The sequence below is a fragment of the Streptomyces sp. NRRL F-5123 genome, from assembly GCF_000721495.1.
Taxonomy (GTDB): domain Bacteria; phylum Actinomycetota; class Actinomycetes; order Streptomycetales; family Streptomycetaceae; genus Actinacidiphila.
The window spans coordinates 1-11063 of record NZ_JOHY01000101.1; the positions used below are offsets into that span (position 1 = coordinate 1).

Here is an 11063-nt window from a genome sequence, read left to right on the forward strand (position 1 = left end):
GCGGGGGCACCCCCGGATCGTCCCCCTCCCGAGGTCTCGTCGGCGGCTGCCTGCCGGTGGGGGTGGGGTGGGTGGGGTGACGTGCCCCCCCGCGTTGCGTGGGCGGCTGCCTGCCGGTGGGGGTGAGGTTTCAGGGACGGCGGGTCAGCCCCCGACGGTGGTGCACCCCCGCAGGTGGACAGAAGTTTTCGCTCCTACTCGCACGGGCGGTGGAGGTGGGAAGCACCCCGCGCCGCCAGGCGTGGGAAACCCCCGCGGCGGGAAAGCCGCGGAGGTCACCGCAGCCCCCGCCGGAGGCGTCAGGCCAGGAAGCGGGTGAGGGCCTTCACGATGAGGGCGTGGTCCTCCGTTTGGGGGAGGCCGGAGACGGCGACGACGCCGATGACGCCGGCGCCGGCTACCCGGAGGGGGAAGGCCCCGCCGTGCGCGGCGTAGCGGGCGGGGTCGAGGTGGGACGAGGCCTCGAACGTGGTCCCCTTCGCCCGGAAGCGCTCGCCCACCGCGAGGGACGACGTGCCGTAACGGAGCGCGACGCGCGATTTGCGTTCGAGCCATTCGTCGTTGTCGGGCGCCGTGCCGTCGAGCGCGCAGTGGAAGAGCCGCTGCCCGCCGCGGCGGATGCCGATGGCGACGGGAGCGCCCTGCTCGCGGGCGAGCTCGACGAGGAGGCAACCGAGCCGCCAGGCGTCGTCGTTGGTGAAGCGCGGGAGGACGAGGGCCCGCTCCTGCTCGGCGAGCTCCGCGGGGTCGACGAGATGGGTGGAGGTCACAGCGTCACCGTCCGGCCGGTGAGGGCGGATTCGCGGGCCGCCTCGATGACCTCGATCGTCGCCGCGGCCTCCCAGGCGGTGACCGGCGGGGACGTGCCCTCGCGGAGGGCGGTTTCGACGGCGGCGTAGAAGGCCGGGTAGTCGCCGGGCTCCGAGGGTACGGGCCAGGCCGTCTCGTCGGTGCCGACGGTGCCCCACGCGTCCTCGGGCTCGCTGCCCCATCCCGTGCCCTCGCCGGGGCGGAGGCCCTCGCGGAGGGCGGCCTCCTGCGGGTCGAGGCCGTAGGTGACGTAGCCGCCGATGCTGCCGAGCACCCGGAAGCGGGGCCCGAGCCGGGAGGCGGTGGCGCTCATCCACAGGTGCGAGCGGACGCCGTCGGTGTGGGTGAGGGCGATGAAGTCGTCGTCGTCCGCGGCGGCGCCGGGCCGCCGTACGTCCGACTCGGCGTAGACCGTGCGGACCGGGCCGAAGAGGGTCAGGGCCTGGTCGACGAGGTGGCTGCCGAGGTCGTAGAGGAGGCCGCCGATCTCCGCGGGGTCGCCGGATTCGCGCCACCCGCCCTTGGGCTGCGGGCGCCAGCGCTCGAAGCGGGATTCGAAGCGGTGGACCTCCCCGAGTTCGCGGTGGGCCAGGAGGCCGCGCAGGGTGAGGAAGTCACTGTCCCAGCGGCGGTTCTGGAAGACGGTCAGCAGCAGGCCGCGGTCGTCGGCGAGGGCGGCCAGCGCGCGGGCCTCGGCGGCGGTCGCGGCGAGCGGCTTGTCCACGACGACGGGCAGGCCCGCTTCGAGGGCCGCGGTGGCGAGCGGCACGTGCGTGCGGTTGGGGGAGGCGAGGACGACGAGGTCGAGTTCGGCGGCGCGCGGCCACAGCTCGTCGGCGGTGCCGGCGAAGACGACCCCCGGATGCTCGGCGCGCGCCTGCGCGCGCCGCTCCCGGTTGCCGGTGACGATGGTGTCGAGGTGCAGCCCGGGCGTGGCGGCGATCAGCGGGGCGTGGAAGAACGAGCCGGCCGGGCCGTAGCCGACCAGGGCGACGCGGAGGGGTGCGGCGGTGGTCATGCAGCTCACTTTGGCAACACTGTTGCCAAAGTGCAAGCGCGCGCGACAATGAGGGCGTGACGACACCTCCGCCCCCGGCCGACTCCTTCCGGCACGCCGCGCGCAGCGGCCGTACGGCGGGATCCGCGGGTGCCGGGGCCGCCGACGAGAGCGGTGACGACGGCGCGCGGGGCGGGCTCAACCTGCCGGGGCTGCGCACCCACAACGCCGCCGTCGTGCTCGGGCTGCTGCGGGACGCCCCCGGCGGGCTCAGCCGGCTGGAGCTGGCCGAGCGGACCGGGCTCACCCCGCAGGCGGTCAGCAAGATCACCGCCCGGCTGCGGGCGGACGGGCTGGTCGAGGAGGCCGGGCGGCTCGCCTCCACCGGGGGGAAGCCGCGGACCGAGCTGCGGCTCGCCGCCGGGGCCGCCTTCGCGGTCGGGGCGCATCTGGACGGAGAGGCGCTCACCGCCGTCGTCGCCGACCTCGCCGGGCGTACGGTCGCCGAGCACGCCGCGCCGCTCGACCTCGGGCGGCCCGTGCCGGAGGGCCTCGCGGCGATGGAGCGCGAGCTGCGCGCCGCCGCCGCGCTCGCACCCGGGCGGGTCCTGGGCGTGGGCGTCGGCATCCGCGGCCCGCTCGACCACCGCACCGGCACGCTGCGCGGCGTCACCGGCTTCCCGCACTGGTCGGGCTGCGCGCTGCGGGACGAGCTGGCGCGGCGGCTCGGCCTGCCCGTCGCCGTCGACAAGAACACGAACGCCGCCGCGCTGTCCGTCCTGGCCGAACCCGGCCCGGGCGGCGGCTCCTTCGCGTACCTCCACCTCGGGACGGGGCTCGGCGCCGCGCTCGTCCTCGGCGGCGGGCTCTACCGCGGCGGGGCCGCGGGGGCGGGGGAGTTCGGGCACCAGGTGGTGCAGCTGGACGGGCCGCCGTGCAAGTGCGGGCGGCGCGGCTGCCTGGAGGCGCTGTGCCTCGCCGCGGTGGCCCGCGGCGACGTGGCCGGGGCCGCGCGCCTGCTCGGCGTGGGGGCGGCGAACCTGGTGGCGCTGCTGGACGTCGACCGCGTCGTCCTGGGCGGCGGTACGGTCCTGGCCGCGCCGGACGCCTTCCGCTCGGGCGTGTCCGCCGCTGTCCCCGTCCCTGTCACCCTCCCCGCCGCCGGCTCCCGCGCCACCCCCGAGGGCGCCGCCCTCCTGGCCCTGGCCCCCCTCTTCACCAGAGCCGAATTCCCCTGAGCCTGAGCCCGGGCCCGGCCCCACGGGGCGGGCCCGCCGCCTCGTCCCCCCTTGCCGGGCAGGAAATTCCGCCGCGCGGTGGTGCGGGCCCCGCGGGCTACGGGCGGGTCCCGGGGAGCGGCGGGAGAGCGGGCCATGAGGTGGGGAGGGCCGCGTGGAGGGAGGCGGCGAGGTGGGCGAAGGGGCGCAGCTCAGGGGAGTCCGCGGCGAAAGCGGCGACGACGCCGAGGCGGTGGGCCAGACGCTGGCGCGCGGTCGCCGTCCCCCACTTCCAGTCGCGGCGTACGACCTCGCGCAGGTGGTCCGTGCCGTCCCGCCGCGCGCGCTCGACCAGCGCGTCCCCCCGCAGCAGCCAGCCGGCGCACGCGTCGGCGAGGTCGCCCTCGACCTCGCCGCCGGTCGCTTCCCGCCACGCCTCGCGGTACGCGCGCTCCGCCGCGTCGAGCGTCGCGGCGGGCGGCGCGGTGACGCACCAGCAGGTGGGGAAGCCGATGCGCAGGTACGCCAGCTCCGTCAATCCGTTGCCCAGCGAGGCCTGCTCGAAGTCGATGAAGCGCACTCCCGCGACCGTGTGAAGGTCGTTGCCGGGGCAGGGGTCGCCGTGCAGCAGCGCGTTCCCGCCCACCCGGGCGAGCCGCCCCACCAGCCCCTCCATCGCCTCCGCCGCCCCGCCCGGCACCTGCGCGCCCAGCGCCCGCGCGAGCCGCAGGAACGCCTCGGCGTCACCGAGTGTCGGCCCCTGCCAGGCGGGCAGCGCGCCCGCGGCCTCGGGCCCGGCCGCGGAGGAGGAGGGTCCCTGCCCGCACGCGGGCGCCCCGGCGGTTCCGGGCCCGGGGGTGAGGGGGTGTTCGTGCCCGGTCGGGGGAGGCGCGGCAGGCGTCGGCTGCTGCCCGTGCGGCGGCGCCCCCGCCGCCCCGGCGGGGTCGGGCCCCCGCCCGCGCGGCGGCCCGCCCGTTTCCCCGGCGCCCGCAGCGGCGGCGCGCGCCGGCGCTCCCGCGTCCTCGCCCTCCGCCGGGCAGCCGGGCCCCGCCTCCTGTCGCAGCGGCACCGCGTGGAGGCGGGCCAGCGCGGCCGCGTAGGGCACCTGCCAGCCCGGACCGGGGCGGAGCTGCTCCAGGTGGTCGAGGACGAGGACGCGGCGGACCGCGTCCGTGGCGAGCAGGCGCGCGGCCACGGGCGGGTCGGCCCGGGCGGCGAGGCGGAGGGCCGCGACCTCGCGGGCGTACCGCTCGTCCGCGCCGGGGCCGGCGACGAGCTGCTTGACCACCACCCGTGTGCCCGGCGTCAGTTCCGCCCGCCAGACGCGCGAGCGCGGGCTGCTGGCCAGCCGCCGGGCCCGCCGGGGCACCCCGAGGGCGGCCCGCAGCTCGTCTCCCCACGGCACGCGCGTCAGCATGCCGCCATCATCCACCCCCCTGCGGCGGCACCGCGCGGGTACGGGAGGACCGGGGCGTGAGTGACGCCGCCGGTCCCCGCGCCCGATCGGGGCCGCCATCCCGGGGCAGGACCGGGCGCCGGAGTATTCCGCCGTCGAGACGCGTCGTGGGCATCGCTCGACGAGCCGGGCGGGGGCGGCCTGCCGGACGGCAGGTTCGAGGACGCCACGGGGTCGGCAGCAGCCTGACGAGCTACATCGACGCCTGGCGGTCGGCGGCCGGAAGCTGACCCCGGGCGGGCACCGGGCGGGGCCCCGGGCTGACGCCTCGCCAGGTCGCCCAGCAGCCGAGACGGCCGGGGCGGGGCACACCCGCCCCGGTTACGCTGGGGCACCACGCAGGCCATGACGACAGGAGACCGACCGGTGTCGACCCGCAAGCCCATCGACTCGTGGCTCACCGACATGGACGGCGTGCTCATCCACGAGGGCACCCCGATCCCCGGCGCCGACGCCTTCCTCAAGGGGCTCAAGGAGTCCGGCAAGCCCTTCCTGGTGCTGACCAACAACTCCATCTACACCCCGCGCGACCTGCACGCCCGGCTCTCCCGGATGGGCCTGGACGTGCCCGTGGCCAACATCTGGACGTCCGCGCTCGCCACCGCGAAGTTCCTGGACGACCAGCGCCCCGGCGGCACCGCGTACGTCATCGGCGAGGCGGGCCTGACGACCGCGCTGCACGACGTCGGCTACATCCTCACCGACCAGGACCCCGACTACGTGGTGCTCGGCGAGACCCGCACGTACAGCTTCGAGGCGCTCACCAAGGCGATCCGGCTGATCCGCGGCGGCGCCCGCTTCATCGCCACCAACCCCGACGAGACGGGCCCCTCGGCGGAGGGCGTGCTGCCCGCGACCGGCTCGGTCGCCGCCCTCATCACCAAGGCCACCGGCCAGGACCCGTACTTCGTCGGCAAGCCCAACCCGCTGATGATGCGCGCGGGGCTCAACGCGATCGGCGCGCACTCCGAGGCCAGCGCGATGATCGGCGACCGCATGGACACCGACGTGCTGGCCGGGCTGGAGTCCGGCATGACCACCTTCCTGGTGCTCACCGGGCTCACGGCGGTGCCGGACATCGAGCGCTACCCGTTCAAGCCGTCGTACGTCGTGAACTCCATCGCCGATCTGGTCGCCGAGATCTGATCACTCCGCGTATCGGCGACATCACCCTGATGGACCACCGAGCGTGCGGAGCCGGGGGCCCGCGGGAATCTTCGTAAGCACCGGGTGCGAGTCCCCGCCCCGGCCGAGCGGAGGTCCCCATGTTTGGTCTGAAAATGCCCGTCATCGCCGCCGCCGGTGCTCTCGGCGTGCTCGCCCTGGGCGGTGTGACCGGGCTGCCGAAGCAGGCGCTCGCGGACGAGGGGGGAGGTGGATCTTCGTCCTCGTCGTCCTCCTCGTCGTCCTCCGCCGCGTCCTCGGCGTCCGGGATGGACGTCTCGCCCGCGACGGTCGCGCCCGGCGGGGTCGTCAACCTGCACCTCAAGGCCTCCTGCAAGTCCGGTGCGAAGGCGCAGGCCAGCGCCGAGGTGTTCGTGGACGCGGTCACGCTGGCGCCCGCCGGTGACGGCTGGGACGGTACGGCCTTCATCAAGTCCGACGCGACGGACGGCTCCTACGCCGTGTCCGTCGAGTGCAACGGCTCCACCAGCTCCGCGTCCGCGACCGTGACGGTCACCAGCGGCGGCGCCGGTGGCGGCGGCCACTCCCCGCTGATGCCCGTCAACCCCGTCCCGGCGGGCGGCGGCGGCACGGCGAAGGTCGTCACCCACGGCGGCCCGGCGCAGCTCGCCGCGGGCCCGGCGGCGGCCGGCACCAGCACCGGCCCGCTGCTCGTCACCGGCGCGGTGGCGGCGGCCGGGTTCGCCGGGCTGGTCCTCTACCGGCGCCGCACCGCCGACCGCGGCTGAGCGGCGCTGAACGGCATGGTGGAGGGGGCGGAGGAGCGCGGCAGGACCTGGGCGGCCGCGGTGGTCGGCCTGGTCCTGCTGGCGGCGTGGTTGCTCGGCCACGGCGGCCACCTTCCCGGCACCACCGCGCCGCCCGCCGGCCGCGACCTCGCCGCCGCGGCCGCCGACCGCCCCCCGCAGGTCTACGCCCCGCACTTGCCGCTGCCCGCCGCCGTCCCGACCCGCATCGACATCCCGACCGTCGGCGTCCACGCGGAGCTCGTCGCCCGCGGCCTCAGGGACGGCGCCGTCGACCCGCCCCCGTACTCCACCCCCGACGTCGCGGGCTGGTACCGCGACGGCCCGGCCCCCGGCGCCGCCGGCGCGGCCCTCGTCGTCGGCCACGTTGACACCGAGACCCAGCCCGCGGTCTTCTACGGCCTCTCCACGATCACCCGCGGCGCGATCGTCTCCGTGACACGCGCCGACGGCACGGTCGCCGACTTCGCCGTCGAGGCCGTCGAGGTCGAGCAGAAGTCCCACTTCGACGCCACCCGCGTCTACGGCTCCGCGGGCCGCCCGGAACTGCGCCTCATCACCTGCGGCGGCGCCTTCGACGAGACGGCCCGGTCGTACTCGGCGAACGTCGTCGTCTACGCGGCCCTGACCGGCTCGCACAAGGCGTGAGCGCGCGGCGCCGGCGGGAAAGGGGCCGCCCGCGCGCCGAAACCGGCCTGACCCGGAGCCCCGCTCCGTGCGAGAGTCGTCCTCCGCACCGGCCTTCCGCACGCCGGGCGTACGAGGGGAGCCGCGGCGACGGGTCCGACCGAGGAGTTCGCCGCCCTGTACCGCCGCTTCACGGAGGAGCACCTGCGCGGTGCGATCGGCCCCGCGGAGGACCTGCGTGACGGGGAGGAGTTCGTGGCCGAGCGCGAGGAGGGGTACGGGGACATCCTCGCCGAGTACGACTTCGACCTGGCCGTCCGCGGCGACATCCAGCAGGCGCTCGACGATCCGGCGCTCCGCAAGGCGCCCTGCTACGAGGACTTCCTCGGCGCCGTGCACGCCGCCGACCGCAGGTTCCGGACCCTCGCGGCGGTCGCCATCCCGACCGCCGACACCACGCGGCTGCCCTGGTGGCGCCACCGTCTGCCGGCCAGGGGCGGCCAGATCTTCGTCGACGACGCCCGCGCCATGTGCGGTGCGGTCGTCGAGCCGGTCTGAGCCGGTCTGAGCCGGCGGCCCGGTCGCGCGGTGGACCTCAGCGGGTCGCCCGCTCCAGTGCGAGGATCACCGATTCGTACGGCTCGCCCGTGGCCCGGGTCATGCCGACCTCGCACATGCGGTTCGCGCACAGGTAGGCGCCGTAGGAGCGGGCGGCGACCTCGTCGGCCTCGGGGCGGGTCGCGGCGGCGGTGAGCTCCTCGTGGAGCATGCCGCGGTCGCCGGCGAATCCGCAGCAACCCGCGTCGTCGGGGGTGACGACCTCGCGGGCGAGGGCGGCGGCGACGGCGGCGAGGGCGGGGACGGGGGTGCCCAGATGGTGGGCGGAGCACGTGGGGTGGAGGACCGCGGAGTCCAGCGGGGCGGTCACGGTGAGGCGGGGCAGGACGTGCTCGGCGGCCCACACGGTGGAGTCCAGCACGGTCAGTTCGCCGTGCAGCTCGCGGTTGGCCTCGGTGAGGTAGGGGACGACCTCGCGGGCGAGGCCGAGGGTGCAGGACGTCGCGTCCACCACGAGGGGGAGCCGGCCGCCGCCGGTCCACGCCCAGGCGTGCTCGACGACGCGGTTGGCCATGAGCGCGTTGCCGGCCTCGTAGCCCTTGGAGTGCCAGATGGTGGCGCAGCAGGTGCCGGTGACGTCGGGGGGTATCCACACCGGCAGGCCCGCGCGGGCCGAGACGGTGACCAGGGCGCGCGGCAGCCAGCCCGCCCCCTCGCCCGCGGGGCCGAAGACGCGGTTGACGCACGCCGGGTAGTAGACGGCGGTGGCGCCGTCCTGCGCGGTACGGGGCAGGGCGCCGGGCGCGGCGCCGGGGATCTCCGGCAGCCACTCCGGTATCAGCTCCCGGCCCGCCGCCCGCCGTGCCAGCGAGGTGGCGGCGGTCAGCGGGCGGTCGCCGGCCCGGTTGCGTACGGCGTCGGCGGTGGCGACGGCGCCGCGGGCGGCGCGCTCCCCCGTACGCCAGTGCCGCGCGGCGGAAGCGGCGGCGCGCTCCTGGACGCGGCTGTGCCGGGCGTGCCGGAAGGCCTTCATCATCGCGCCGGTGTCGATGCCGACCGGGCAGGCGAGCTTGCAGCCGGAGTCCCCCGCACAGGTGTCGACGGCGGCGTAGCCGTACGCGTCCAGCAGCGCGCCGAGGACCGCGGAGTCGGCGGGCTGGCGCAGCATCTCGCGGCGCAGCACGATGCGCTGCCGCGGCGTGGTGGTCAGGTCGCGGCTGGGGCAGACGGGCTCGCAGAAGCCGCACTCGATGCACGGGTCGGCGACCGGCTCGATCGCCGGGATCGTCTTGAGACCGCGCAGGTGGGCGCGCGGGTCGCGGTCCAGGATCACGTGCGGGGCGAGCACGCCCCCGGGGTCGAGCAGCGCCTTGACCCGCCACATCAGCGCGGTCGCCGCGGGCCCCCACTCCTGCTCCAGGAAGGGCGCGATGTTGCGGCCGGTGCCGTGCTCGGCCTTCAGGGAGCCGTCGAAGCGCTCGGTGACGGTGCGGCAGAAGTCGGCCATGAAGGCGCCGTAGCGCTCGACGTCCTCCGGCCGGGAGGCGTCGAAGGTGAGCAGGAAGTGCAGGTTGCCGTGCGCGGCGTGGCCCGCGACGGCGGCGTCGAAGCCGTGCCGTCGCTGGAGGGCGAGGAGTTCCTCGCAGGCCTCGGCGAGCCGCGCGGGCGGCACGGCGAAGTCCTCGGTGATCAGGGTGGTGCCGGACGGGCGCGCCCCGCCGACCGCCGTGACGAAGGCCGTTCGCGCCCGCCACAGCGTGGCGATCCGCTCCCGGTCGCGTGTGAAGCCGCCGTAGCCCTCCCCGGCCGGTACGGTGGCGACGAGGCCGAGGTCGGCGCACACGTGCCCGGCGGCCCGCTCGTACGCGGCGAGCTGCGTGTCGTCCGCGGCCCGGAACTCGACCAGCAGTGCCGCGCACCCTTCCGGCAGCCGCGCCCACTCCTTGGGCACGCCCGGCACCGCGGTCACCGCCCGCAGCACGTTGCCGTCCATCAGCTCCACCGCCTCCGCCCCCGCCTGCGCGAAGTGCGGCACGGCGGCGGCAGCGGCGGGCAGCGACGGGAAGAACAGCAGGCCGGCGGTGGCGGCGGGGCACAGCGGCAGCGTCCGGTAGACGGCCTCGGCGACGAAGCCGAGCGTGCCCTCCGAGCCGATCATCAGCCCGCGCAGGATCTGGACGGGGCTGTCGGCGTCCAGGAAGGCGTCCAGCCGGTAGCCGTTGGTGTTCTTTACCGCGAACTTCGCCCGAATGCGGGCGGTCAGGTCCGCGTCGGCCTCGATCTCGTCGCGCAGGTCCAGCAGGCCCTGGTAGATGTCCGGCTCGGCGGCGGCGAGGGCCGCGTCGGCCTCCGGTTCGGCGGTGTCGACGACCGTGCCGCTCGGCAGCACGACCGTCAGCGAGGCGACCGTGCGGTAGGAGTCGCGGGTGGTGCCCGCGGTCATGCCGGAGGCGTTGTTGGCGAGGACGCCGCCGACGGTCGCGGCGCTCGCGCTCGCCGGGTCCGGCCCCAGCACCCGCCCGTGCCGGGCGAGCGCGGCGTTCGCGCGGGCCAGCACGGTGCCGGGCAGGATGCGGGCGAGGACGTCCTGGCCGCCGGCAGCCTCCACCTCCACACCGGTGAAGTGCCGGCGGACGTCGACCAGGATGTCCTCGCCCTGCGCCTGGCCGTTCAGGCTCGTGCCCGCGGCCCGGAAGACCAGATGGCGGCGCTCGGACCGGGCGAAGCCCAGCAGCCGTACGACGTCCTGCACGCTCCTTGGCACCACCACCGCCTGCGGCACGAAGCGGTACGGGCTCGCGTCGGAGGCGTAGGCCACGAGGTCGGTGAGGCCGGACAGGACCCGGTCCTCGCCGAGCAGCCGGACGAGCCCGGTCCGCAGCTCGGCGGGCGTGCCGCCCGCGAGGGTTTCCACCACCCGGTCCGGCGCGGCCTCCCCCGCCGGGGACGGCCGCAGCGCGGCGGAGCCCTTCGGTTCCAGCACGGGCATCGGGACCTCCTCGGCGGGCGGCCCCGGAGGGGCCGGACCTGGCGGAGAAACATTCCTTTCATACCGCTCGGTGAGGATATGCCCTGGTGGCTCGGGCTGCGCGGTCTGCGCGGGCCCGGTCCGCCTCCCCACCGCTTCCGGCCCGGCGGTCTCCGTCCTGCGACGGAGGCGGAAGCGCCGGTCAGCGGCAATACTCAAGGCCGGAGCCGGTCCGACGGGGGAAGGGGAACGGTGTGCACATACATCTGCCGGACGGGTGGGCGAACGGCTCACCCGCGGGGCGGGAAGCGTCCGGAGAGGTCCCGGCCGTTGCCGGGTTGCCGGAAATGGTGACCGGCGGGAGTGCGGGCGGACTGCCGGGGGCGGGTACGGGCGGGGGCGCGGCCGCTGGGTCGGCGGGGGCAGGTTCGGGCGAGGGCGCGGCCGCCGGGTTGGCGGGGGCGGTGACGCGCGGGGGTGCGGGCGGACTGCCGGGGGC

General features: G+C 76.5%; 9 protein-coding genes. 5 read left to right on the forward strand and 4 right to left on the reverse strand.

Going from position 1 to position 11063, the window contains the following annotated elements:
• Window positions 1–299: 299 nt before the first annotated feature.
• Window positions 300–770, reverse strand: a complete 471-nt coding sequence (locus tag IH54_RS0137695) for a heme-degrading domain-containing protein (RefSeq protein ID WP_031525811.1) — start codon at window positions 768–770, stop codon at window positions 300–302.
• Window positions 767–1828 carry a Gfo/Idh/MocA family oxidoreductase gene (locus IH54_RS47475; protein ID WP_031525814.1) on the reverse strand — a complete coding sequence of 354 codons (1062 nt, stop codon included), beginning with the start codon at window positions 1826–1828 and terminating at the stop codon, window positions 767–769. Before IH54_RS47475 ends, IH54_RS0137695 begins: the two co-directional genes overlap by 4 nt.
• Before the next feature lie 56 nt (window positions 1829–1884).
• Here IH54_RS47475 and IH54_RS0137705 point away from each other — a divergent pair, with 56 nt between their 5' ends.
• On the forward strand, window positions 1885–3045 hold the full coding sequence (locus tag IH54_RS0137705; protein ID WP_078862827.1) for an ROK family transcriptional regulator: 1161 nt from the start codon (window positions 1885–1887) through the stop codon (window positions 3043–3045).
• Window positions 3046–3142: 97 nt separating this feature from the next.
• Here IH54_RS0137705 and IH54_RS40865 read toward each other — a convergent pair whose 3' ends face one another.
• Window positions 3143–4441, reverse strand: a complete 1299-nt coding sequence (locus IH54_RS40865) for a phosphotransferase (RefSeq protein WP_043183446.1) — start codon at window positions 4439–4441, stop codon at window positions 3143–3145.
• Between the two features lie 405 nt (window positions 4442–4846).
• On the opposite strand from IH54_RS40865, the gene IH54_RS0137720 reads away from it, so the two are divergent.
• The 4 genes from IH54_RS0137720 (at window position 4847) to IH54_RS0137735 (ending at window position 7596) form a co-directional block, all read left to right on the forward strand.
• On the forward strand, window positions 4847–5626 hold the full coding sequence (locus IH54_RS0137720) for an HAD-IIA family hydrolase (RefSeq protein WP_031525818.1): 780 nt from the start codon (window positions 4847–4849) through the stop codon (window positions 5624–5626).
• 119 nt (window positions 5627–5745) lie between these two features.
• Window positions 5746–6393 carry a hypothetical protein gene (locus tag IH54_RS42255; RefSeq protein ID WP_159012341.1) on the forward strand — a complete coding sequence of 216 codons (648 nt, stop codon included), beginning with the start codon at window positions 5746–5748 and terminating at the stop codon, window positions 6391–6393.
• 15 nt (window positions 6394–6408) lie between these two features.
• Window positions 6409–7059, forward strand: a complete 651-nt coding sequence (locus tag IH54_RS0137730) for a class F sortase (protein ID WP_031525823.1) — start codon at window positions 6409–6411, stop codon at window positions 7057–7059.
• A gap of 234 nt (window positions 7060–7293) precedes the next feature.
• A complete protein-coding gene (locus IH54_RS0137735; RefSeq protein ID WP_031525825.1) occupies window positions 7294–7596 on the forward strand; it encodes a hypothetical protein in 303 nt (100 codons plus the stop codon).
• Window positions 7597–7633: 37 nt separating this feature from the next.
• Here IH54_RS0137735 and IH54_RS0137740 read toward each other — a convergent pair whose 3' ends face one another.
• Window positions 7634–10585, reverse strand: a complete 2952-nt coding sequence (locus IH54_RS0137740) for an FAD-binding and (Fe-S)-binding domain-containing protein (RefSeq protein ID WP_031525827.1) — start codon at window positions 10583–10585, stop codon at window positions 7634–7636.
• Window positions 10586–11063: the final 478 nt, after the last annotated feature.